At 70.9% G+C, this 23,934-nt stretch carries 16 protein-coding genes; 4 read left to right on the plus strand and 12 right to left on the minus strand.

Going from position 1 to position 23,934, the window contains the following annotated elements; all coding sequences use genetic code 11:
• Positions 1 to 44 precede the first annotated feature (44 nt).
• Together ACUKCB_RS01570 and aceB are read right to left on the minus strand one after the other, a co-directional pair.
• Positions 45 to 1,550 (minus strand): FAD-linked oxidase C-terminal domain-containing protein, encoded by a 1,506-nt coding sequence (locus ACUKCB_RS01570; protein WP_473038670.1) that lies wholly within the window; start codon positions 1,548 to 1,550, stop codon positions 45 to 47.
• 169 nt (positions 1,551 to 1,719) lie between these two features.
• Complete coding sequence (gene aceB, locus ACUKCB_RS01575; protein ID WP_473038671.1) at positions 1,720 to 3,324, minus strand: malate synthase A; 1,605 nt, start codon at positions 3,322 to 3,324, stop codon at positions 1,720 to 1,722.
• Positions 3,325 to 3,729: 405 nt separating this feature from the next.
• Here aceB and hflX point away from each other — a divergent pair, with 405 nt between their 5' ends.
• Entirely contained in the window at positions 3,730 to 5,271 is a 1,542-nt protein-coding gene (hflX, locus tag ACUKCB_RS01580) for a GTPase HflX (protein ID WP_473038672.1), read from the plus strand.
• A gap of 575 nt (positions 5,272 to 5,846) precedes the next feature.
• Positions 5,847 to 7,055, plus strand: coding sequence for an amidohydrolase family protein (locus tag ACUKCB_RS01585; RefSeq protein ID WP_473038673.1), 1,209 nt, complete (start codon positions 5,847 to 5,849; stop codon positions 7,053 to 7,055).
• Between the two features lie 51 nt (positions 7,056 to 7,106).
• Here ACUKCB_RS01585 and holA read toward each other — a convergent pair whose 3' ends face one another.
• The 5 genes from holA to ACUKCB_RS01610 form a co-directional block, all read right to left on the minus strand.
• Positions 7,107 to 8,069 carry a DNA polymerase III subunit delta gene (holA, locus tag ACUKCB_RS01590; RefSeq protein ID WP_473038674.1) on the minus strand — a complete coding sequence of 321 codons (963 nt, stop codon included), beginning with the start codon at positions 8,067 to 8,069 and terminating at the stop codon, positions 7,107 to 7,109.
• A gap of 146 nt (positions 8,070 to 8,215) precedes the next feature.
• The gene (locus ACUKCB_RS01595; RefSeq protein ID WP_473038675.1) at positions 8,216 to 10,552 is read right to left on the minus strand and encodes a ComEC/Rec2 family competence protein; all 2,337 of its coding nucleotides are present in this window, start codon (positions 10,550 to 10,552) and stop codon (positions 8,216 to 8,218) included.
• A gap of 6 nt (positions 10,553 to 10,558) precedes the next feature.
• Positions 10,559 to 11,746, minus strand: coding sequence for a helix-hairpin-helix domain-containing protein (locus ACUKCB_RS01600; protein WP_473038676.1), 1,188 nt, complete (start codon positions 11,744 to 11,746; stop codon positions 10,559 to 10,561).
• Between the two features lie 244 nt (positions 11,747 to 11,990).
• The gene (gene rpsT / locus ACUKCB_RS01605) at positions 11,991 to 12,260 is read right to left on the minus strand and encodes a 30S ribosomal protein S20 (protein WP_191275770.1); all 270 of its coding nucleotides are present in this window, start codon (positions 12,258 to 12,260) and stop codon (positions 11,991 to 11,993) included.
• Positions 12,261 to 12,461: 201 nt separating this feature from the next.
• A complete protein-coding gene (locus ACUKCB_RS01610; protein ID WP_473038677.1) occupies positions 12,462 to 13,436 on the minus strand; it encodes a hypothetical protein in 975 nt (324 codons plus the stop codon).
• 237 nt (positions 13,437 to 13,673) lie between these two features.
• On the opposite strand from ACUKCB_RS01610, the gene lepA reads away from it, so the two are divergent.
• On the plus strand, positions 13,674 to 15,515 hold the full coding sequence (lepA, locus tag ACUKCB_RS01615) for a translation elongation factor 4 (protein WP_473038678.1): 1,842 nt from the start codon (positions 13,674 to 13,676) through the stop codon (positions 15,513 to 15,515).
• A 126-nt stretch (positions 15,516 to 15,641) separates the two neighbouring features.
• Here lepA and ACUKCB_RS01620 read toward each other — a convergent pair whose 3' ends face one another.
• From ACUKCB_RS01620 to ACUKCB_RS01640, 5 genes are all read right to left on the minus strand, one after another.
• On the minus strand, positions 15,642 to 16,544 hold the full coding sequence (locus ACUKCB_RS01620; protein ID WP_473038679.1) for a sugar ABC transporter permease: 903 nt from the start codon (positions 16,542 to 16,544) through the stop codon (positions 15,642 to 15,644).
• Positions 16,541 to 18,160, minus strand: coding sequence for an ABC transporter permease subunit (locus ACUKCB_RS01625; protein ID WP_473038680.1), 1,620 nt, complete (start codon positions 18,158 to 18,160; stop codon positions 16,541 to 16,543). Before ACUKCB_RS01625 ends, ACUKCB_RS01620 begins: the two co-directional genes overlap by 4 nt.
• Before the next feature lie 2 nt (positions 18,161 to 18,162).
• Complete coding sequence (locus tag ACUKCB_RS01630) at positions 18,163 to 19,410, minus strand: sugar ABC transporter substrate-binding protein (protein ID WP_473038681.1); 1,248 nt, start codon at positions 19,408 to 19,410, stop codon at positions 18,163 to 18,165.
• 299 nt (positions 19,411 to 19,709) lie between these two features.
• The gene (locus ACUKCB_RS01635) at positions 19,710 to 20,939 is read right to left on the minus strand and encodes a sugar ABC transporter substrate-binding protein (protein ID WP_473038682.1); all 1,230 of its coding nucleotides are present in this window, start codon (positions 20,937 to 20,939) and stop codon (positions 19,710 to 19,712) included.
• 181 nt (positions 20,940 to 21,120) lie between these two features.
• Positions 21,121 to 22,722: a glycoside hydrolase family 13 protein gene (locus ACUKCB_RS01640; RefSeq protein WP_473038683.1), complete on the minus strand. Its 1,602-nt coding sequence runs from the start codon at positions 22,720 to 22,722 to the stop codon at positions 21,121 to 21,123.
• Between the two features lie 96 nt (positions 22,723 to 22,818).
• On the opposite strand from ACUKCB_RS01640, the gene ACUKCB_RS01645 reads away from it, so the two are divergent.
• The gene (locus tag ACUKCB_RS01645) at positions 22,819 to 23,904 is read left to right on the plus strand and encodes a LacI family DNA-binding transcriptional regulator (protein ID WP_473038684.1); all 1,086 of its coding nucleotides are present in this window, start codon (positions 22,819 to 22,821) and stop codon (positions 23,902 to 23,904) included.
• Positions 23,905 to 23,934 lie beyond the last annotated feature (30 nt).

Consider the following 23,934-nt stretch of genomic DNA (forward strand, 5'->3'; position numbering starts at 1 on the left):
GCCGGCGGTGTCGGCCACGGTGCCCGAGTGGGCGGGCCGCCCGGTCAGAACTGTTCGGCCTCGCCGGAGGCCACCAGCGGGTGCACCCCCGTGCGCGCCTCGGGCCGTTCCCCGCACAGGCGCGGGGTGGGCAGCAGTTTGTCCGGGTTGGCGATCCCATCGGGGTCGAAGGCCCGCCGGAACAGGTCGAAGGTCTCCAGGGAGGCGTCGTCGTACATGCGCGGCATCTTGCACGCCTTGTCCACACCCACCCCGTGCTCGCCGGTGATGGACCCGCCGTGTTCGATGCACAGGTCCAGGATCGCCCCGGAGACCTCCTCGGCGCGCTCGGCCGCGCCGGGTTCGGCGTCGTCGAACAGGACGAGCGGGTGCAGGTTTCCGTCACCCGCGTGGAAGACGTTGGCGACCCGTATGCCGCTTTCGGCGGACAGGGCGGCGATCCGGCCCAGCACCTCGCCCAGGGCCGTGCGCGGCACCACCCCGTCCTGGACGATGTAGGCGGGGCTGATCCGGCCCACCGCGGCGAAGGCCGACTTGCGGCCCTTCCAGATCAGCGCGCGCTCCTCGGCGCCGCCGGCGGTACGCGTCCCGAAGGAACCGCAGGCCGCGCAGAGTTCGGTGACCCGCCGGACCTGGGCGTCGACCTCCGCGGCCGGTCCGTCCAGTTCCACCACCAGCACCGCTGCCGCGCCCGCAGGGTAGTCGCAGGCCACGGCGGCCTCCGCGGCCTCCACGGCCAGCGCGTCCATCATCTCGACCGCCGACGGCAGTACCCCGGCGGCGATGATCGCCCCCACCGCCTCGCCTCCGGCGTCCAGGGAGGTGAACGCCGACAGCAGGGTGACGGTCCTCTGCGGGGACCGGGTCAGGGAGACGGTGACGCGCGTGGCCACGCCCAGGGTGCCCTCGGAGCCGACGAACGCTCCGAGGAGGTCGTAGCCGTGCGCGCCCGGGGCCTTGCCGCCGAGCTCGACCACCTCGCCCGAGGGGGTGACGATCTCCAGTCCGCGCACGTGGCCCGCGGTGAACCCGTACTTGAGGCAGTGCGCACCGCCGGAGTTCTCCGCGACGTTGCCGCCCACCGAGCACACCTGTTGGCTGGAGGGGTCGGGCGCGTAGTGGTAGCCGTACGGTTCGGCGGCGCGGGTGATGTCGAGGTTGGCCACGCCCGGTTCGACCACCGCGCACTCGTTCTCCGGGTCGATCTCCAGGATCCGGCGCATGCGCGAGGTGACGAGCAGGACGCCTTCGGCGTGGGGGAGCGCCCCCGCTGACAGGCCGGTGCCGGCGCCGCGCGGAACGTAGGGGACGCCGTGTTCGGCGCACAGCGCGATGACCTCGCGGACCTGGGCGGTGGTGGTCGGCATGGCCACGACACCCGGGGTGGACCGGTGGTGGGTGAGGCCGTCGCTCTCGTACGTGCGCCGTCGGGAGAGGTCGGTCAGGACGCCGTCCTCACCGCAGATCCGACGCAGCCGGGGGACCAGCGCGGCCAGGGCCGCGGGTGTGCGCGCGAGATCATCGGGTGTGCGGCGTGCGGTCGTGGCCATGGGTGCCTCCCTGGTTCGGCCGGGGAGCGGCACCGGGTCCGTTCTCCGGTTGCGACCTCGCACAGGGACCGTACGACCGCGCCCCCTGCCGAAGCAAGGGGCGCGGTGAAAGCAGGCTTCTGTTTCGTGAAATCGTCCGGGTTGGCCGCCGGACGCTTCCCCGGTTCGGCTACGGCATGCGCTCGTAGGCGGGCAGGGTCAGGAAGTCGACGTAGTCGTCGTCCAGGGCGACCTCGGTGAAGAGCTCGCTGGCCTGCTTGTAGAGGTCCTCGTTGAAGTTGTCGCCGAGGTCCTGCCGGATGGCGGCCAGCTCCTCACCGATGATCTGCTTGACCAGTTCGGCGGTGACCTTCTCGCCGCCGTCCAGGGTGACGTCGTTGTGCAGCCACTGCCAGATCTGGGAACGGGAGATCTCGGCGGTCGCGGCGTCCTCCATGAGGTTGTGGATCGCCACCGCGCCGTTGCCGCCCATCCACGCCGCCAGGTACTGGAGGGCGACGTTGATGTTGCCGCGCAGGCCTGCGAGGGTGACGCCGCCCGGGGTCCGGTCCACCGAGAGCAGGTCGGCGGCGCTCACCTCGACGTCGGGGCGCTGCTTGTCGATCTGGTTGGGCCGCTCGCCCAGAACGCCGTCGAAGATCTCCTTGGCGATCGGCACCAGGTCGGGGTGGGCGACCCAGGAGCCGTCGAAGCCGTCGCCGGACTCGCGGGACTTGTCGTCGCGCACCTTGGCGAAGGCGTTCCGGTTGACCTCCTCGTCCCTGCGGGAGGGGATGAAGGCGGCCATGCCGCCGATGGCGTGGGCGCCGCGCTTGTGGCAGGTCTTGACCAGCAGCTCGGTGTAGGCACGCATCATCGGGGCGGTCATCGTGACGGCGTTGCGCTCGGGCAGCAGGAACTTGCGGCCGCGGGTGCGGTGGGTCTTGATGAGGCTGAAGAGGTAGTCCCAACGGCCCGCGTTGAGGCCGGCCGAGTGCTCGCGCAGCTCGTAGAGGATCTCCTCCATCTCGAACGCGGCCGGGATGGTCTCGATCAGGCAGGTGGCGCGGATGGTGCCGCGGGGGATCTCCAGGCGCTCCTGGGCCAGCACGAAGATGTCGTTCCAGAGGCGGGCCTCGAGGTGGCTCTGCATCTTCGGCAGGTAGAAGTACGGGCCCTTGCCCTTGGCGATCTGACGCTTGGCGCTGTGGAAGAAGTACAGCGCGAAGTCGACGATGCCGCCGCTGGTGCGCTCGCCGTCGACGAGGATGTGCTTCTCGTCCAGGTGCCAGCCGCGCGGGCGGACGACGATGGTGGCCAGCTCGGAGTCCTCCTTGAGGGCGTAGGTCTTGCCCTGGGGGGAGGTGAAGTCGATCTCGCGGTCCAGGGCGTCGCGCAGGTTGAGCTGCCCCTGGATCATGTTCTCCCACAGCGGGGTGTTGGCGTCCTCGAAGTCGGCCAGCCACACCTTCGCGCCGGAGTTGAGGGCGTTGATCGTCATCTTGCGGTCGGTGGGACCGGTGATCTCGACGCGGCGGTCGGTGATGCCCGGGGCGGGCGGCGCGACCTTCCAGCTGTCGTCCTCGCGGATGTGCCTGGTCTCGGGGAGGAAGTCGAGGTCCTCGCCGGCCGCGATCTGCGCCTCCTTGGTCCGGCGGGCGGCCAGCAGTTCCTGGCGGCGCGGCTCGAAGGTGCGGTGCAGTTCGGCGACGAGCGCGAGGGCGTCCTCGGTGAGGATCTCGTCGAACCGTTCGTTGAGGGGGCCGGTGATCTCAACCCCGTGCTTGGCGCCCATGGAAAACCTTCCGCGATACGAAACAAGCTTCTGGTATGTGGAAGTGAAACTACTATCTTGATGTCGAGCGGTCAACGTCACTCGTGGTGTCAGTGACGTGCAATTTTTCCACAGGGGTAAGCCAGGGAAAAGTTCTTCTGGAAATATCGAGCTTCTTCGGTCTTGGTGCTGATTCGTGCGTAACCACGCGATGCTCCGGGTGGTGTCCTGTGTCACGCCCCCTGCGATAATTAACGTGCCTTCACCCTGGCGAGGTGCCACCATCGACCCCAGGGGCTCCCTCCGCGGCCACACACCCTGCCGTGCGGCGGTCGGCGGCCACAGAGGACGGGTGCCGGACCGCCGCCGAACACGGTGGACGGGGAAGAATCACGACCGCGACAGCGTTGACCCACCTGGAGGGATATGAATACAGCTGACACCCACGGAAGCGACCGCACGGGCCACGGGGCCCGGGGGCAGGACGCGTTCCGTGAGGCGAACACCGTCGGGGACGGGGTCCACGCCGACGACGCGTCCCGCGAGGCCGCGGCCACCGACGGCGACCGCTACGAGGACCCGGGCAACGCCCCCGACCAGGGTGAGATGGAGCTGGCCGAACGGCACGCGCTCCGCCGTGTCCAGGGCCTTTCCACCGAACTCACCGACGTCACCGAGGTCGAGTACCGGAAGCTGCGCCTGGAGCGGGTCGTCCTCATCGGCGTCTGGACCCGTGGGACCCAGGCCGACGCCGACAACTCACTGACCGAGCTGGCAGCCCTCGCCGAGACGGCGGGTGCCCTGGTCCTGGAGGGGCTCACCCAGCGCCGAGCCAAGCCGGATCCCGCCACCTACGTCGGCAAGGGCAAGGCCTCGGAACTGCACGAGATCGTCGAGGCCACCGGCGCCGACACCGTCATCTGCGACGGCGAGCTCACCCCGGGCCAGCTGCGCCAGCTGGAGGACGTGGTCAAGGTCAAGGTGGTCGACCGGACCGCCCTGATCCTCGACATCTTCGCCCAGCACGCCCGTAGCAGCGAGGGCAAGGCCCAGGTCGAACTCGCCCAGCTCAACTACCTGCTGCCCCGACTGCGCGGCTGGGGCGACTCCCTGTCCCGACAGGCGGGCGGCTCCGGCGGCGGTTCCGGCGGCGGCGTGGGCCTGCGCGGCCCCGGTGAGACCAAGATCGAGACCGACCGCCGACGCATCAACGACAAGATGGCCAAGCTGCGCCGTCAGCTCGCCCACATGCGTACCGCGCGCGAGGTCAAGAAGGACGTCCGCCGCACCCGCGAGGTGCCCTCGGTGGCGATCGCCGGGTACACCAACGCGGGCAAGTCGAGCCTGCTCAACCGGCTCACCGGAGCCGGGGTGCTGGTGGAGAACGCACTGTTCGCCACCCTGGACCCGACGGTCCGCCAGGCACGCACACCCGACGGCCGCGGCTTCACCCTGAGCGACACGGTCGGTTTCGTCCGACACCTGCCGCACCAGCTGGTGGAGGCGTTCCGCTCCACTCTGGAGGAGGTCGCCGACTCCGACCTGATCCTGCACGTGGTCGACGGTTCGCACCCCGACCCAGAGCAGCAGATCAGCGCGGTCCGTGAGGTGTTCGCCGAGATCGAGGCCGTCGACGTGCCCGAGCTCGTCGTGGTCAACAAGGTCGACGCCGCCGACCCGGACACGCTCCGGGCGCTGCGTACCCGCTACCCCGACCTGGTCGAAGTCTCGGCCCGTACCGGCCAGGGCGTCTCCGAGCTGGTCACGGCGTTGGCCGAGGCGCTGCCCGAGCTCGCCAAGGAGGTGCACGCCCTCGTTCCGTACTCGCGGGGCGACCTCGTCGCCAAGGTGCACGAGGAAGGCCGCATCATCAGCGAGGAGCACACCGGGGAGGGTACGGCCCTGCACGCCTTCGTTCCGGCGCTGCTCGCCGCCAGGCTCGACGAGTACACGCCCAGCGGCGTCTGAGCTGAGGGGAACCGGCTCGCAAGCCTGACAACGGCTTCGGGGGCCGGTCGCCACGGGGAGGACGGTCCGCCCGAGTGCGGTCCGTGACGGTACACGGCCGGGGCGCCCGCGGGTGCCCCGGCCGTGTCGTGTCCGGACAGGGTCCGTGGGACCGTGTCCCGGGCGGGGTCAGCGGGCCCCGCATCCGGACGGGACCGAGCCGGTTTCATGTTCTGGTGATGCTCTCCGATCTGCGGGGCGGAGTCCGAAGGAACAGCTCAGCACGGGTCAGGGTGGCCTTCATCACGCTGTGGCTCTGTGAGTTTCGGCTGGGAACACTCGCATTCGTCCCTTCGGGGAGGTGTACACGGAGTCCGCGAATGGACTACGGTTTTGGAGCACTGGCCGACAGTGACCGCTGTCCCCCTGAGGCTGACGCGAACCCCCACTGTCACGGCACCGCGAGGCGACCCCGGGTCGCTCACGGCCCTGTCGGAATCGCATCCAGATACGAGGTCGCCATGCCCGCCCGTGCACGCCACGCCGCTGCTTCGCACGTGTCGCAGCGGAACTGACCGGCGGGGGCGGACCACCTCATGACGGTAGTACTCCTCACCAACATCGGTCGGCTGTGGACCGGGAACGAGCTGCTCACCAAGGCCGCCCTCCTGATCGACAACGACCGCGTCGCCTGGGTCGGCCCCGCGGCGGAGCTTCCCCAGCGCATCCCCGGTGTGATGGAGGACCTCACCGAGGTGGACGAGGTCGTCAACATCGGGGGCGGCCTGCTCACCCCCGGTCTCGTCGACGCCCACTGCCACCCCGTCTACGCGGGCGACCGGTACGCGGAGGTCAACATGTGGGCCCAGGGGGCCACCCGGGCCGACATCTTCGCCGCTGGCGGAGGCGTGTCCACGACCGTCACCATCACCAGGGGGACCGACCCCTGGACCCTGTGCAACGCCGTCCGGGAACGGCTGCGGCACTGGGTGCTGTCCGGCAGCACCACGGTGGAGGCCAAGACCGGTTACCACCTCACCCGGGACGGCGAGCTCGCCGACGTACGCCTGCTCCGTTCCCTGGAGGAGGAACCGGGCATGCCGCGCCTGCACGTCACCTTCTTCCCCGCACACGGGGTCCCGCCCGAGTTCTTCGGCCGTCCCAAGGAGTACGTGGCCACCGCCGCCTCCTGGCTCAGCGACGCCGCGATGGCCGGCGCGGACGGGGTGGACGTCTACTGCGACAACCAGCAGTTCACCACCGAGGACGCCCACATGCTCCTGGGCGTGGGCCAGTCCGTGGGGTTGCGCACCACCATGCACGCCTGCTCCCGGCCCCGGCACGGGGCCGTCCGGATGGCCGCGGAACTGGGCTGCTCCTCGGTCGACCTCGTGCACGAGGCCGATGACGAGGACCTGCTGGCCCTGGCGGCCACCCGTACCCCGGTGGTCGCCTGCCCCACCACCGCTCTGCACGAGCGCCGCAACCCGCCGGTGCGCGCGCTGCTCGACCACGGCGTCCCGGTGGGCCTGGGCACCGACCACAACCCGGGCCAGTCCGGCACCACGTCCATGCCACTGGTCATCTCCCTGGCCGTCTCGATGTTCGAGATGACCGTCCAGGAGGCACTCAACGCCGCCACGGCGGGCAGTGCGCACGCGCTGGGCCTCAATGACCGGGGCATGATCACCCCGGGCAGCCTGGCCGACCTGGTGCAGTGGGACGCCGACCACGAAGGCGCCTTCGCCTGGTCCATGGGCCTGAACGCCCTGCGGGTGTGGCAGGGCGGCCGCACGATCCGCTGAGCAACCGCGACGGCCGTGCCGCCGCCCGGTGACCGGAGCGGTCCGGAGCCGTCAGCGGGCGCCGCGGGCCCGGGCGATCTCGATCACCGCGCGCTCCAACGCGTATTCGGGGTCGCGGCCGCCCCCCTTGATCAGCGCGTCGGTCTCGGCGATCACCTCCATCGCCCGCCGCACCCCGGCAGCGTTCCAGCCCCGGGCCTGTTGGCGCAGGGTGCGCAGTTTCCACGGCGGAACCTTGGCGCGCTTGGCCAGCTCCGCCTCACTCATCCCCCGCGGCGGCTGGGCGGCCACCGCGATCCCGCGCACCGCGCCGGCCAGCGCACTGTTGACCAGTACCGGTGCGGTGCCCACCGCCAGTGACCAGCGCAGCTGCTCCAGCGCCTCGGGCAGGCGCCCCTCCACCGCTCGGTCGGCCACGCTGAACCCCGAGGCCTCCGCCTTGCCGGAGTGGTACCTGGCCACCGCGGCCGCGTCCACCCGGCCCTCGGTGTCCGCGATCAACTGGGTACAGGCGGCGGCGATCTCGCGCAGTTCGGTACCGACCGCGTCCACCAGCGCCTGGGCGGCGTCGGGGGTGATCTGCCGTCCGGCCGTGGAGAACTCGCCCTTGACGAAGGCGACCCGCTCGGGGCCCTTGGTGGGGCCCTTGCAGTCCACCCGCTGGGCGCCCGCCTTCACCGCGGCCTGGAGCAGCGCCTTGCCCTTGGCGCCCCCCGCGTGGGTGAGCACCATGTACACGTCGTCGGCCGGGTTCTTGAGGTAGTCGGTGACCGTCGCCGCCAGGTCCTTGACCAGGTCCTGGGAGGAGCGGAGCACCACCACCCGGCGGTCGCCGAAGAGCGAGGGCGAGGTGACCTCGACCAGGGTGGACAGGCCTACCTGGGAGGGGACCAGGTCGTGGACGTCCACCTCGGGGTCGGTCTCGCGGGCCGAGGCGACGACGGCGGCCACGGCCCGGTCGACGAGGAGTTCCTCGTCGCCGACGATGAGCGTGATGAGGGCGGGTGCAGGCATACAACGAGGATGCCACGCCCCACCGACCGGGCGGTGCCCGAACGGCGGACCGGGGGTGCTGCCCCTCCGGCGCCCCTCCCTGTGCCCGGGCCCACCGGACCGCAGGCCGGCGTCCGGTGTCCCGGGAGAGCTCCCTGGCCGGGCGTTCAGCGGTCCGGTTCCGCTTCCGCGCCGCGGACCGCCACCCGGACCGGGCCGCCCAGGACGGCGACATCGCCGTCGCGGTCGGTACGGGCGTTCACCCGGACGGTCCGCTCCAACAGGTTCCAGGTGGAGGGTGCGGGATGGCCATGGCGGTTCTCCCTTCCCACCGATGTCACCGACACCGCCGCCCCGGTCGCGGCGAGGAAGTCCGAGTCCTGGCTACCGGCGCCGTGGTGGGGTGTGGTCAGTACCGTCACCGACAACAGGGCCGGTTCCGGTCCGTGCAACAGTCTCCCCTGTGCCTCCTCCTCGATGTCACCGGTCAGCAGTACCGACATTTCCGGGCCGTCGGCCCGGATCACCACGGACGCGTCGTTGACCGAGCCGGTGAACCCCGCCTCCGGCCAGAGCACCCGCAGCAGCCACGGACCCACCCGGAACTGCTGGCCGCGCTCGGCGGCCGTCAGCGCCACCCCCTCCTCGGCGAGCAGACGGCCCACCGGGCTCTGCCCGAACCCCTCCGGGGCCAGCGCGGCGGACACCTTCCGGTGCCTCAACGCCCCGGGCGCGCCGTCGACGTGGTCGGCGTGGTCGTGGCTGAGCACCAGCAACGGAATCTCGCGCACCCCCAGGCGCTCCAGGCAGTCGTCCACCGGTTCCGGCTCTTGGCCGACGTCGAACACCACCGCCTCGCCGCTCCCGGAGGACAGCACGATCGCGTTCCCCTGCCCCACGTCACAGGCGAGCAGAACCCACCCCGGCGGCGGCCACCCGCCCGGCACGCACCGGACGGCCAGGCCGAGCACCAGAACCGCCACGGCCACGGCGGCGACCACCCGGCGCAGCAGCCCACGGGTCAGCAGGAACACCGCCACCACCGCGGCCAACAGCAGGGCACCCGCCACGTCCGAACGCCAGGGCAGCGCCCCGTACGGGACCCGTGCCCCGGTCTCGGCCACCACGGCGATCCAGGACACCCCCAGCCCGGGTAGGTGCACCAGGGCCGCGGCCCCCTCCGGCCACACCGCGGCCAGTGCCGCCAGCGCGGACCCCGCCACGGTGACCGCCGCCACCACGGGCGCCGCCAGCACGTTGGCCGGGATCGACACCCAGGACACCTCGCCGGACAGCAGCACCAGGACCGGGGCGACCGCCACGTGCGCGGCCACCGCGACCGCGCAGGCCTCGGCCACCGGTCCGGGGCAGCGCGAGGACCACGCCCGGGTCCAACCGGGCACGAGCAACAGGATCCCCGCGGTGGCCAGAACGGAAAGCGCGAAACCGTAGGAGGCGGCCAACCCCGGGGCCACGAACAGCACCCCGACGACCGTGGCGCACAGGGCACCCAACCCCGCGTGTGCCCGCCCGCTCGCCAGCGCCAGCAACCCCAGAGACCCCATGAACGCCGCCCGCACCACGCTCGGCTCCGGTCGGCACACCAGGACGAACACCCAGATCATCAGCGCACCGCCCAGGACCGCGCACCAGGTGGGCGCGCGCGTCCACCGCGCCGCACCCAGCACGAACCCGGTCAGGATCGCCAGGTTGGCTCCGGAGACCGTCAACAGGTGTGTCATCCCGGTGGCCCGGAAGTCCTCGGCCGTGCTTTCCGGCAGGGCCGACACGTCACCGAGGACCAGGGCGGGGAGCAGTCCGCGCGCGGGTTGCGGGAGCTCCGCCGTCGCCTCGCGCAGACCGGACCGCACCCCGGCGGCGAAAACTTGCAGCCGACCGGGGCCGCGGACCTTTTCGGGAGGGCCCCGGACCGGTACCAGAGCGGCGGTCAGACGGTCGCCGTCCGCTTCCAGGAAGGCCCCGCGCGCCTCGAAGGACTGGCCGGGCAGCAGGTCGGCCCAGCCCTGCCCGGAGGCCAGGACCACCACCGGTGCCCGCGAGGCGTCCGCCCGGCCGTCCAGCCGGACCCACTCGGTCCGGGCGGGCACCACCCACTCGGCCCGGCCCGGGCGCGGCATACCGGCCCTGGGCCGCGGGTCGGCCGACACCACCGCACGGAAGAGCGCGTCACCGCCCCGGCCCACGGCCTCCGCCGCAGCACTCGACACGGTGCGGTGCACATGGGCCCCGGCCACCGCGGCCACCGTGGCGCAGCACGCCAACGTCGCCGCCAGGGCCAGCGCGGGGGCCTCCCACGGGGGGCGCGCCGCGAGGAACGCCGCCAGCGCGCCGCAGACCGCCAGCCCGGCGCACAGCCACGCCAGCCACGGTGGTGCGGCGAGCGCACCGAGCGCGGTCAGCCAGGCCGCCGCGGCCGGCAGGAGCAGTCTCAGATCGGGCGGTCGTTCCAGGCCGTGTGCGTCGGTCCCCAACCAGGCCACCACGGCGGCTCACCCCACCGTCACGTGCGGTTCGAGCGTCCTGAACGTCTTCTCCCCGATCCCGTCCACCCCGAGGAGGTCCTCGACGCTGGAGAAGGAACCGCCGAGCGACTCCCGGTGGGTGAGGATCTGCTGTGCTCGCTTCTCCCCGATACCGGGCAGCGTCTCCAGATCGTTCTGCCCGGCCAGGTTGAGGTTGACCGGTGGAGCGGCGCCCGCCGGGCCGCCGCCCGGACCGCCGTCCGGCTGGGGGACGCCCACCAGGATCCGCTCGCCGTCGGTCAGTGACCGGGCCAGGTTGACCAGGTCCAGGTCGGCGTCGGGCAGCGGCCCGCCCGCCTCCTGGACCGCGTCGGCCACCCTCGAACCGGAGGGCAGCGTGTACAGCCCGGGTTCGGCCACCTCGCCGCCGACGTGCACCACCACCTCCCCGCCGGTGTCCCCACTGGCGCCGTCACCGGTGTCGGACCCGGCCGGTGCGGGCAGGCCCGCCTCCTCGCCTCCGTCGGCCGACCCGTCCGTGCTCTGGTCGGCCGGGGCCGACCGGGTGACCAGTTCGGGGACCGTCACCTCCTCGGGGCGCTCACGCAGCGCCCAGAAGGCGACCGCCGCGGCGAGCAGGCCCAGGACCAGCAGGGTCACCACCGACCGCCGGGACAGGGAGGCGCGGGCGCCCCACCCGCGGGCCACCCGTTCCAGGAGGGGAGTGGCTGCCTCCGGATCCAGCTCCGTGTACCCGGAGGGCGGACGCACCGGTTCGCGGGCGCGCCGGTGCCGTCCTCCCGAGCCCTCTTCCGGGGCCTGCGCCGCGTCCGTCCCGGGCGTGGTTTTGTCCCTCTCCTGGGTCGGCGGGATCTGCCCCGTCCTCTGGCCCTCCTCCGCCTTCCGGCCGTTCCGGTTCCCGGGTGGCTCGTGCCGGGGGGTCCGCGTCGGAGCCGTCTCGTCCCGGTCGGGAGTGGCCGGGGCCCCGGGCCACCGGGCCGCGGGGGCCGCCGTCCGCCGGGGCCCGGCCGGAACGACCCGGGGCTCTTCGAGACGGTAGGGGGCGGCGGCCTCTTCGGCCGCGTAGGGGGCCCGGGGGACGGCGGCCACGGGGCCGGGTTCGCACCGGGGGCGGGTGATACGGGCACGCAGCCGTCTGGCGGCGGGCGAGGAGTCCAGACCGAGCGAGCGGAGTCGTTCTTCGGGGGCTGACACGGGAGGGTGGCGCCGTGACCGGCGCGAAACGGTCATGACACCAACGCTAGGGAGCCGACGACGCTCTGTCACCGGCCGTTTCCGTACCTGTGGACAACCCGCCGCGAGGGCCGACGGACCGGGGCTCGCGGATGTGCGGGGCCGGTACGCGGGTCCGGCGCGCACCCGCGGAGACCGACCCCGGACACACGGAAGGGCCCGGTCCCTATGGGACCGGACCCTCTGAGCCGTGTGCTCGGCGCCCCTAGGCGGCCTGAAGCTCCTGCAGGCGCTTGGCGATCGCGCTCTTGCGGTTCGCGGCCTGGTTCTTGTGGATGACGCCCTTGCTGCTGGCCTTGTCCAGGGCGCGAGCGGCCTCACGCTGCGCGACGGTGGCCTGCTCGACGTTCCCGGCCTCGGCGGCCGCGCGGAACTTCCGGATGGCCGTCTTCAGGGAAGAGCGCACCGCCTGGTTGCGGACACGAGCCTTCTCGTTCTGCCGAATGCGCTTCTTCTGCGACTTGATGTTCGCCATGCGAAAACGTGCTCCAGTTACTGTGATCATCGCGCCGGTCGGCCAGGCGGCTCATCTCATGGGCAGCCGTTCCATGAGAGGCCTGCGTGGGCGCCGACGCAGGGTGTGTGTGAGTCCACAGGGCTCAAATTCGAACGTGGAAGTCCGAGACACGGACTTCTCAGTATGCCGCACCGATCGGACTGCTCGGGCCCCGGGCGCCTACGGCGCCAGCCAGGCCGTCCGGTAGGCGGTCAGGTCCTCCGGCTCCGCCTCGTCCACCAGGTACAACGCCACACCCAGGGTCATCGTGTCGGGCACCTGCACACGGGACACACCCAGCCGTACCGCGGCGATCGCGGTGAGCGCGGTCTCGTGACCGGTCGCCGGCCCCCACCGCTCGCTGCTGTAGGCCGGGACCCCGAACCGCACCGTCACGTCCGCACGGGTGCGCAGCGCCGTCACCGACTCGGTCACCTGCCGCACCATGAACCCGCCGTACATCCCCGCCACGGGCATGCCCGCGTCCACCCCGGGCAGCACGACCTCGTCCGCGTGCTCGGTCACCCGCTCCAGGTACCCCTTCGACCAGTACTTCTCCTCGCCGCCGACGACGAAGGACGGCACCCGACCGCCCGGCACCAGTTCCACGTGGTGGGCCCGGACCGACAGCACCTGCTCCGCGCCCAGTTCCTCCCGGACCGCCTCCATGAGAGCGGGCAGCGAGGGGTCGTTCACCGTCACCGGGCGGATGTCCAGATGCACCCCGGCGAACCCGTCCGCCCCCACCTCGGCGATCCGGGGCGCCAGGGCCGCCCGCGCGTCCGCGTCGAACCGGTCCCGGATCAGCGAGGAACCCGACTCCACGTGCCGCAGCCAAGCCAGCGACCGCACCTGGGGAAACTCCGCTTCCAACCACGCCAGCAGGTCACCGGTGCCCGGGACCCGTTCGACGCCGCCGTCCCCGGCCACCTCGCCCGCGTACACGTACAGGGTGTCCACCCCACCGGTCCCCAGTAGCTCCTCCAGCGCCTCCGTGTCCTCCCACGAACCCACCCACGCCGCGTCCGACCCCTGGGAGGCGGCCCCTTCTCCGGGGGTCCCCGAGTACTGGTAGGCCAGCAGCGCACCTGCGCCCACCAGCACGACCAGGATCGCCGCCAGACCGGCCAACAACCGCTTCACAAGCCACTTCAACCGTACGCCACCCGTCCTCATCCGGTACCCGCACAGCCCGTTCCCGGTCCCAGGTCGCATAATCTGGACACGAGTCCCGCGCGTTCGCGCCCATACTGCCGTATCCGCACCGGCCCCGGTCGGTGAGGACGGTGTCGGCGCCGTGGGATGATGGACGATGCCGTGGGCGGACCCCCGGCAGGGCGGCGCCGCCGCAGGCGCATCACGACCCGGACCCAACCCTGTGAACGGAGCACGGTGGCACAGCCGAACTGGACCGATCCTGCGCTGATCCGCAACTTCTGCATCATCGCGCACATCGACCATGGCAAGTCGACGCTGGCCGACCGGATGCTCCAGATCACCGGGGTCGTCGAGGACCGCCAGATGCGCGCCCAGTACCTGGACCGCATGGACATCGAGCGCGAGCGCGGCATCACGATCAAGTCGCAGGCCGTGCGGATCCCGTTCACCGCGCTGGACGACAGGACCTACACGCTCGACCTCATCGACACCCCCGGCCACGTCGACTTCACCTACGAGGTGTCGCGCTCCCTGGCTGCCTGCGAGGGCGCGATCCTGCTGGTCGACGCCGCGCAGGGGATCGAGGCCCAGACCCTCGCCAACCTCTACATGGCGCTGGAGAACGACCTCACGATCATCCCGGTGCTCAACAAGATCGACCTCCCCGCGGCCCAGCCCGAGAAGTACGCCGAGGAACTCGCCGGGATCATCGGATGCGAGCCCTCCGACGTGCTCAAGGTCAGCGCCAAGACCGGCGCGGGCGTCGAGGAGCTCCTCAACGAGATCGTCAACCAGATCCCCGCCCCCGTCGGTGAGGCCGACGCCCCGGCCCGCGCGATGATCTTCGACTCGGTCTACGACACCTACCGCGGCGTGGTCACCTACGTGCGGGTCGTCGACGGCCACCTCAGCCCACGCGAGCGCATCCAGATGATGTCCACCAGGGCCTCCCACGAGATCCTGGAGATCGGGGTCAGCTCGCCCGAGCCGACCAAGAGCAAGGGCCTGGCCGTGGGCGAGGTCGGCTACATCATCACCGGTGTGAAGGACGTGCGCCAGTCCAAGGTCGGTGACACGATCACCACCCTGAACAAGCCCGCCGGGGAGATGCTCGCCGGGTACCAGGAACCCAAGCCGATGGTGTTCTCGGGCCTGTACCCGATCGACGGCACCGACTACCCGGTGCTCCGCGACGCCCTGGAGAAGCTCCAGCTCAACGACGCCGCGCTGGCGTTCGAGCCGGAGACCTCCGCCGCCCTGGGCTTCGGTTTCCGCTGCGGCTTCCTCGGGCTGCTCCACCTGGAGATCACCAGGGCCCGCCTGGAGCGCGAGTTCAACCTCGACCTCATCTCCACCGCGCCCAACGTGATCTACCGGGTGGACATGGAGGACGGCGCCGAGCACGTGGTGACCAACCCCAGCGAGTTCCCGGCCGGCAAGATCGAGGCGATCTACGAGCCGATGGTCAAGGCCACCCTGCTCAGCCCCTCCGACCACATCGGCCAGATCATGGAGCTGTGCCAGGACCGCCGGGGCGAGCTCCAGGGCATGGACTACCTCTCCGAGGACCGCGTCGAGATGCGGTACACGCTCCCGATGGCCGAGATCGTCTTCGACTTCTTCGACGCCCTCAAGTCCCGGACCAAGGGCTACGCCTCCCTGGACTACGAGCCCATCGGTGAGCAGCAGGCCGACCTGGTCAAGGTCGACATCCTCCTCCAGGGTGAGCCGGTCGACGCGTTCTCCGCGATCGTGCACAAGGAGAAGGCCTACGCCTACGGGGTCGAGATGACCAAGAAGCTGCGTGAGCTCATTCCGCGGCAGCAGTTCGAGGTACCCGTCCAGGCCGCCATCGGTGCCCGGGTGATCGCTCGTGAGAACATCCGCGCCATCCGCAAGGACGTGCTCTCCAAGTGCTACGGCGGTGACATCAGCCGTAAGCGCAAGCTGCTGGAGAAGCAGAAGGAGGGCAAGAAGCGGATGAAGATGGTCGGTCGGGTCGAGGTGCCCCAGGAGGCCTTCATCTCCGCGCTGTCCACGGACAGCAGCATCTCCGAGGACAAGAAGAAGAAGTAGTGCCCGGCCCCGGGGGCGACGCCTTCCGGGACCGTGACCGCACACGAGGAGGGGCGCCCCCGCAGGGGAGCGCCCCTCCTCGTCGTTTCCCGGGCGGGCCCCGGTTCGGGGTTGCTCCGCCCCCGGCTACCCCTTGACCGCTCCGGAGGTCAGGCCCTCGCTGATGTAGCGCTGGAGGAACCAGAACACGATCAGGGTGGGCAGGGACAGCATCAGCGCGCCCACCGCGAACATCCCGAAGTTGGCGTTGCGCTGGGAGTCCACCAGTTGGTACAGCCCCAGGCCCAGGGTCTGGGACGCGGTGTCCCGTAGGAACACGCTGGCCATCAGGAACTCGTTGATGGTGTTGATGAACACCAGCAGCGCCACGATCGCCAGCACCGGGGTGACCAGCGGCAGCATGATCCGGAAGAACACCTGGGCGTGGGTGGCCCCGTCCATCTGGGCCGACTCGTCCAGTTCCCGGGGCACCGTGTCGAAGAAGCCCTTCATCAACCAGGTGTTGATGCTCAGGGCGCCGCCGAGGTAGACCAGCAGCAGGCCCCACCGGGTGTCGAAGCCGATCACCGGGTAGACCTCACCGATGTTGGAGAACATCAGATAGATCGCGACGATCGCCAGGAACTGCGGGAACATCTGGATGACCAGGAGGCCGATCAGACCCACCCTGCGGCCCTTGAACCGCATCCGGCTGAACGCGTACGCGGCCAGTGCCGACAACAGCACGGTGACGGCCGCGTTGGTCAGGGCGAAGAACAGCGAGTTCGCGTACCAGGTGGTGAAGGGCGTGTTCTGGAACAGTTCACGGGCGTTGGCCAGGCTGGCACCGGTCGGCCACAGCTGTGAGCTGCTCAGGGTGCCGACGGGGTTGAGCGCCGCGGAGACCACGAACAGCACGGGGAAGACCGCGAAGGCCGCGACCACCCACATGACGGCGTGCCGCCAGCCCAGTCGGCTCAGCCACAGGGTCAGCCGGGTGGTGGTCGAACGCCGGTAGACGGGCCTGACGGCGGCGTCGGGAGCGGTCATCGGTCCACCTCCTGGAGGGCTTTGGTCCGGCTCAGGCTGATCACCGAGGTGACCGAGACGATGAGGAAGATCATCACCGACAGTGCCGCCGCGTACCCGTACTGGGCGGTGGCCTCACTGAACGCCAACCTGTAGGTGTAGGTGATGAGCAGGTCCGTGGCGCCGCCCGAGGCCGTCCCCTCCGCGCCGAACGGACCGCCCCGGGTGAGCAGCCACACCGCGTTGAAGTTGTTGAAGTTGAACGCGAACGTGGCGATGAGGATCGGTGCCATGGCGACCATCAGCAGGGGCAGGGTGACGTGCCGGAAGGCCTGCCAGGGCCCTGCGCCGTCCAGCTGCGCGGCCTGGCCCAGCTCCCGGGGGATGGCCTGGAGCGCCCCGGTGGCCACCAGGAACATGTACGGGTAGCCCAGCCACACGTTGGCCAGGATGACCGCGGCCCGGGCCGCCCACACGTCCCCCAGCCAGTCCACCTGGAGGCCGAGTATCCGGTTGAACAGGCCGAAGTCCGCGTTGAACATGTCCCGCCACAGCAGGTACATGGCCAGGGAGCTCATGGCGTACGGCAGGACGACGAGGATCCGGTAGACCACCTTGCCGCGCATCCTCGGCACGTGCAGGGTCAGGGCGACCGCGAGGCCGAGCACGAACACCAGGAACGTGACCGACGCGGCGAAGGCGATGTTCCAGACCAGGGTGCCGAAGAACGAAGCGGCGAAGGTGGGGTTGAGCAGGAACCGGGCGAAGTTGTCCAACCCGACGCCCACCTGCCAGCCCTGGGCCAGGCGCTCGCCGTCCTCGCTGTAGAAGGCGCCGCGCTCGTCGTCGGCCGTGTAGACCTTCCCGGTCTCGCTGTCGGTGACGCAGTCGCAGGCCTCGTCGTAGGCGCGCTGGGCGTTGCCCTCGAAGGCGCTGGACAGACCGCTGGAGCGGATACCCGAACCGTCGCCGGTGGGGACCGCGAAGTTCTGGAGGTCGTCGCTGCGTGCGTTGACCTGGCCGGGTGTGAGGATGGTGTAGCCGAAGGCGTCGGTGACCTTGCCCGACGGGTCGACCTCGGCCCGGTCGAGTTCGCTGAGCCCCTCCTCGGTACCCGCGTAGGCGTCGCCCTCGGAGTCGGTGAGCAGGAACACCAGCTCGCCCGACTCGGGGTCACCGGTCGTGGCCACGGTGAGCACGTACTCCTCGGAGTCCTCGCCGCGGACCACCGAGTACGCCTCGATGGAGGAGATGGCCTGTTCCTTCGAACCCCGGTGGCCGTCGCTCATGTTGGTCAGCGAGGTGCTCATCGTGTAGAGCACCGGGAAGATCTGGAAGGCCATCAGGAACAGCACACCGGGGACCAGGTACTTGGCCGGGACGGTGCGTTTGGACAGGTAGACCCAGTAGACGAGGACCACCACGGCCACGGCCAGACCGATGCCCCACCAGTTCCCCGCCGTGTAGAGGGGGAGGACGGCCCAGACGCCGAGGGCGGTGAACAGTCCGAGGAGGGCGATCTTGACCAGTTGGCCGGCGAGCGACCCGTTTGTGGAGAAACGGCCACCGGGCAGCGCTGGGCGGGCGGGCGCCCCCTTCCCGGGGGCGCCCGCTGTGCCGGATCGGTTGGTGGCCACTACTACTGGCCGATCCGCTCGGCGATGGTGTCGTGGGCGGTCTCCAGCGCCTCACGGGCGTCCGCGCCGCCGATGATCTGGGCCTGGGCGATGCCCAGCGGTTCCCAGGTCTCACCCATCTCGGGGATGTTCGGCATCGGGACGCCGTTCTCCCCGGTCTCGGCCATCACGGCGATGTTGGGGTCGTCGGCGGAGACGCTCTCCAGGGCCTCGGTCTGCACCGGGGTGCGGGGGTCGGCCTCGTACAGGCTCAGGACGAAGTCGGAGTCGGTGACGTGGTTGACCACGAACTCCTCGGCGAGGGCGCTGTTGGCGCTGCCCTCGGTGACGAAGAAGGCCTGGTAGCCGATGTAGGGGGAGGCCGGGTCCATGCCCTCGAAGCCGGGGATGGCGCTGATCTCGTAGTCGATGTCGGAGGCGTTGGCGTCACCGATGGTCCAGGGACCGGCGACGAAGAAGGGGGCGTCGCCCTCGAAGAAGAGCGAGGCCTCGTTCTCGAGTTCGATGGAGCGGCGCAGCACGCCCTCGCCCTCCTCGCCGTACTCGGCGATCTTCTCCATGGCCGCGATGGTCTCGTCGGTGCCGACCCCGAGGTCGTCGGGGTTCCAGTCGCCGTTCTCGTCCTGGCCGAAGAGGTAGCCGCCCGCGGAGGACATCAGGGCGTTCATCCGGTAGGGGTCGCCCTCCTGGCCCACGGCCATGGCCAGGACCTCGTCGACCTCACCGTCGTCCTTGAGCCGGGTGCCGACCTCGACGAGCTCCTCGAAGGTCTCGGGGGCGTCGGGCGCAAGCTCGGTGTTGCGCATCAGGAAGATGTTCTCCTGGGTGTAGGGGACACCCAGGAGCTGGCCCTCCAGCGACACCGCTTCGAGGGCGGTCGGGTCGATCGCGTCCGCACGGTCCGAGGGGAGCTCGATGGGCTGGACGGCACCGTTGCGCATGAGGTTGCCGGTCCAGTCGTGCGCACCGATGAAGATGTCCGGGGCGTTGCCGGCCTGGTGGGCGTTGACCACGTCGCCCTGGATGTCGTCGAAGGAGACGTTCTGGACGTCCACCTCGATGTCGTTGGCCTCGGCGAACTCGGCGGCCGCGCTCTGGATGGCCTCGGCGCGCTCGGGGTCGGACCAGATGACGAGCGTGCTCTGCGCGGCGCCCTCGTCGCCTCCGTCCGAACCGTCGTTGCTGCACGCTGTCGCCATAAGTGCGATCGCGGCGATACCGGCGACCGCTGACGCGCTGCGGGATCTCATGGTGGCTTCCTTCCGGGAGGACTGTCGGAGGTCGTGCATGCGGTTCACCGGAGGAACCGGGTCCGTTATGGGCATGCTCGGTGATGTGACGTTAGCAATAACTTGCAAGCTTTGAAAGGCTTTGCAGTCGCTGTGGATAAAGATGTGGAAACACCCCGGAAACAGAAGGGTGATGGTTGTCCGAAGGTGTCTCGGTGGTTGCTCTGTGTGAGGAGGTGCGCCTGCGCGCTCACGTTCTGGGGCCGGGTCGAGAGAGGCACATCCGGGCCACGGGCGGGCCGGGTCGGGCCCCGGGGCCCCTATTCGTCGAAGCCCTCGATGATGAGCCGCTCGGCCTCGGCCAGCGCCTCGGCGGGCTCAGCGCCACCGATGATATCCGCGCTGGCCTGCGAGAACGGGCTCCACACCGCCTCCATCTCGGGAATCGCGGGCATCGGCAGGCCGCCCTCGCCCGCACGCTGGAAGGCCTCCAGGTTCGGGTCCTGCTCGGCGAGCATCTCCAGGGCCTCGTCCAGCGCGGGCACACGCGGGTCGGCCTCGTACAGAATCACCGACAGTTCGGGGTCGTCCAGGAACACCTGGGCCAGCTTCTCGGCCAGATCCGGATCACTGGCCCCGGAGGCCACGAAGAACGACTGCACACCGATCAGCGGCCGGGCCGGGTCCCCCTCGGCGAAGGAGGGCACCGGATCCACCGCGAACGGCAGACCCGCCTCCTGGACCGCGGCCACGCTCCACGGACCGCTCACCAGGAACGGGGCGGCACCGGAGGCGAACAGGGAGGTCGCGTTGGTCGCGTCGGTGGACCGGCTCAGCACCCCCGAACCGTCCTCCCCCAGCTCCGCCAGCAGCTCGAAGGCGGCGATCGACTCCGGGGCGGCCACCCCCAGGTCCGTGGGGTCGGGGTCGCCCGAGGAGTCCTCGCCGAACAGGTAGCCGCCGGCCGAGGTGAAGAGCGGATGGATGTGGTAAGCGTCGCCCTCCTCGCCCACCTGGAGGCTCAGCGCCCGGTCCACGGTGCCAGAGTCCACCAGCTCCGTGCCGGTCGCCACCATGGCCTCCAACGAGTCCGGTGCCTGCGGAACCAGGTCCGTGTTGCGCAGCAGCGCCAGGTTCTCGGTGGCGTAGGGCACCCCGTGGACCCGGCCGTCGTAGCTGACCGCCGCCAGGGCTCCGGGGGAGAACAGTTCTGCGTCGTCCTCCTCCAGCCCCACCGGGACGATGGCTCCGGCCGACGCCAGTTCGCCGGTCCAGTCGTGCGGCCCCACGAGCAGGTCCGGGCCCAGGCCGGTGGAGTGCGCGCTCAGGAAGCTGGCCCGCAGTTCGTCGTGGTCGACCACGATCACCTCCACCCGCCGGTTGACGTCGCGGGCGAACGCCTCGGCAAAGGTGCGCATGGCCTGGGCGCGCTCCTCGTCGGCCCATATGGTCAGCGGAACGGAGGAGTAGTCGTCGGTTGTCTCGGTGGTCGAGCAGGCGGTCAGTGCGAGCACCAGCCCCACTGAGCACAGGGGGAGAAGTGACCTCATGGTTGGTCTCCAGGGGTGACTGGCGGGGCCCGGGGTCGCCGGGCGGGGAGGTGCCCCGCGGATGGGTGGGGGAGTGGTGGTTCGTACGGCCGGCCACGGCGCGTTGGTCCGTGGCGGGAGCGGGCGGGTGCCGGACGCGAAGCAGACCGGTCCGGCACCCGCGCGGGGAACGGCCCCTACGTCACACGCGCAGCCACACCGAGGTCTCGGCGGGCAGGGACAGCGTCCCCCCGGTCAGTTCGGCGCCGGGGCCGCTGGAGACCAGCACCTCCCCGGACGCGGGCAGTTCGACCGCTGCCTCGGTCATGTTCACCGCGACCCGCACGCCCGGCTCACGCTCGAAGTACAGAACCCCCTCCGGGGAGTCCAGCCAGCTCATCGACCCGTCGCCCAGGGCGTCCAGCTCGCGGCGCAGGCCGAGCGCGGTGGTGTACAGGTCCAGCGTCGAGCCCCGCACCCCGCGCTGGGCCGCGCGGGACAGGTCGGCCCAGTACCCGGGGACCGGCAGCCACGGCTCGGTGCCCTCCGGGCCGAAGCCGAAGGGGGCGCTTCGGCCCTCCCACGGCAGCGGGACGCGGCAGCCGTCGCGGCCCCGCTCGGTACGGCCCGAACGTTCCCAGGTGGGGTCCTGGAGGGACTCCTCGGGCAGGTCGGTGACCTCCGGCAGGCCCAGCTCCTCGCCCTGGTACAGGTAGACCGAGCCGGGCAGGCCCAGCATCAGCAGGGTGGCCGCGCGGGCCCGGCGCAGCCCCTGCTCGCCGCCGCCGAAACGGGTGACGTGCCGGGTGACGTCGTGGTTGGACAGCACCCACGTGGTGGTCGCGCCCACGGCGCCGTTGGCGGCCAGGGAGCCGTCGATCACCTCGCGCAGGCGTCCGGCGTCCCACGGCGCGGTGAGGTACTCGAAGTTGAACGCCTGGTGCAGCTCGTCCGGGCGCAGGTAGCGGGCCACCCGTTCGGCGTCCTCCACCCAGGCCTCGGCGACCAGGGTCCGCTCGCCCGGGTAGGAGGCGGCGATGCGCGACCAGCGACGGTAGATCTCGTGTACGCCCTCCTGGTCGAAGTAGGGCAGCGAGGTGCTGCCGTCGAGCAGGTCGGCCTTGGCGCCCTCGTCGATGTCCGGCAGGGCCGGGTCCTTGACCATGCCGTGCGCGACGTCGATCCGGAACCCGTCCACGCCCCGGTCCAGCCAGAAGCGCAGGACGTCGTCGAACTCGTCGTGCACCTCCTGGTTGCTCCAGTCGAAGTCGGGCTGCTCGGCGTCGAACAGGTGCAGGTACCACTGTTCGGGGGTGCCGTCCTCGGTCTTGAGGCGGGTCCAGGCCGGACCGCCGAAGATCGACTGCCAGTTGTTGGGCGGCTCGTCGCCGTCCGGGCCCCGGCCGTCCCGGAAGACGTAGCGCGCGCGGGCGGCGCTGCCGGGCTCGGCGGCCACGGCCTCGCGGAACCAGCGGTGCGCGGAGGAGGAGTGGTTGGGGACCACGTCGATGATCATGCGGATGCCCAGGTCGTGGGCGGCGGCGAGGAGGGCGTCGAAGTCCTCCAGGGTGCCGAAGCGCGGGTCGACGTCACGGTAGTCGGCGACGTCGTAACCGCCGTCGGCGAGCGGCGAGACGTAGAAGGGCGTCAGCCAGATCGCGTCCACGCCGAGCTCCGCGAGGTGGGGGAGGCGCTCGCGGATCCCCGCCAGATCGCCCTCCCCGTCCCCGTTGGAGTCGGCGAAGCTGCGCACGTAGATCTGGTAGATGGCGGCCTCGCGCCACCAGTGCGACTGGTGCTTCATCTGCGGGGGTCCTTCCCTGTCGCGTCTGCAAGTTCTTGCGCAAGATTACCGCCAACTTTCATCCCTGTGACGGTAATCTCGACTAGAGTTGCCCACATGGGTCCACGACTTGCCGACATCGCGCGGCACGCAGGCGTCAGCGAGGCGACGGTCTCGCGAGTGCTCAACGACAAGCCCGGCGTCGGCAGCGACACCCGCAAGGCCGTCCTGACCGCGCTCGACGTGCTCGGATACGAACGCCCCGCCAGGCTGCGGCAACGCTCCGCCGGCCTGGTCGGCATGGTGATCCCCGAACTGGAGAACCCGGTCTTCCCGATGTTCGCCCAGGCGGCCGAGGGCGCCCTGGCCCAGCGCGGGTACACCCCGGTGCTGTGCACCCAGACCCCGGGCGGGATATCGGAGGACGAGTACGTCGAACTGCTCCTGGAGCGCAACGTCTCCGGCATCATGTTCGTCTCCGGCAAACACGCCGACACCACGGCCTCACACGAGCGCTACCAGGCCCTGGTCTCCCGCCGCCTGCCGATCGTTCTGGTCAACGGCTACGCCGACTCCATCCCCGCGGCGTTCATCTCCGCCGACGACCGCGAGGCCGGACGCCTGGCCGTCAACCACCTGGTCGCCCTCGGCCACACCCGTATCGGATTCACCAGCGGCCCCGAACGCTACGTGCCGGTCCGCCGCAAGCTCCAGGGTTTCCACCAGGCCCTGGACGAGCACGGCCTCGACGGCGACGGACTCGTGGAACTCTCCCTGTTCGGTGTCGAGGGCGGCCACGCCGCTGCGAGCCGCCTCATCGAACGCGGCGTCACCGCCATGGTCTGCGGCTCCGACATCATGGCCCTGGGCGCCATCCGCGCCGCCCGCCAGCGCGGCCTGCGCGTCCCGCAGGACTTCTCCGTGGTCGGCTACGACGACTCCCAGCTGATCGCCTTCACCGACCCGCCCCTGACCACCGTCCGCCAGCCCGTGAACGCGATGGCCATGGCCGCCGTGCGCGCCCTGTGCGACGAGATCGCCGGACACCCCGTCTCGCACGCCGAGTACGTCTTCGACCCCGAGCTGGTCGTCCGCGGCTCCACAGCCGCCGCCCCGGCCTCCCCGGTCCCCGAACCCGCCCCCGAGGCCCGGGTGGACGCCCCCCTGCGCCGCGACCCCCAGAACGCCACCCCCGGACTCTGACCACGGCCCGGGCCGGGGCACGCCGTCGGG

The sequence above is a fragment of the Nocardiopsis moroccensis genome, from assembly GCF_055763695.1.